Origin of the sequence: Kocuria cellulosilytica, from assembly GCF_040981245.1 — a bacterium.
In the GTDB taxonomy this organism is placed as follows: Bacteria; Actinomycetota; Actinomycetes; order Actinomycetales; family Micrococcaceae; genus Kocuria; species Kocuria cellulosilytica.
Window position 1 is genome coordinate 1 of the sequence record NZ_JAVFWZ010000105.1, and the last position, 561, is coordinate 561.

The window sequence follows — 561 nt, forward strand, 5'->3', positions numbered from 1 at the left end:
CCACGGGCACCGTCTCCACGTCCGTCGTGCCCGGGGAGCCGACGCCCCCGGCGGCGGACGGAGCGGGAACCGTGGAGCTGCTCGCGGCCCGGTACGAGGGCCGCCCCGTCGAGGAGGTCGCGCAGGAGCTCACCGACCTCGGCTTCCTGGTGGAGCGGCAGGGCCAGATCTCCGACGAGGAGGAGAACACGGTCCTGTCCCTGGCCCCCGTGGGACAGGTGCAGCGCGGGTCGACCGTCACGGTGTCCTTCTCGACCGGCCCGGACACCGTGGAGCTGCCCTCCGGGATGGTCGGGCAGCAGGCGGACCCCCTGATCGACGAGATCCGGCTGCTCGGCGTCAACATCATCCGGTACGACGAGCCCACCGAGGACGCGGAGCCGGGGACGGTGCTGCGCACGGAACCGTTGGGCGGCTCGACCGTCCGCCCCGGCGACACCATCGAGATGTGGGTGGCCGTGGCGCCGGAGAGCGTCCCGACCGCCGAGCCGTCGGGGACGCCCGCGGCGACGCCCGCCGAGACGCCCGCCGGGACGCCGACCGGAACCGGCGAGGAGAGCT

The 561-nt window shown here is 74.7% G+C and carries 1 protein-coding gene; it reads left to right on the top strand.

Translation table 11 applies throughout. The features are described 5' to 3' along the window. On the top strand, nt 1-561 hold a 561-nt coding region (locus RCG67_RS17215; RefSeq protein WP_368828026.1), incomplete at both ends, for a PASTA domain-containing protein.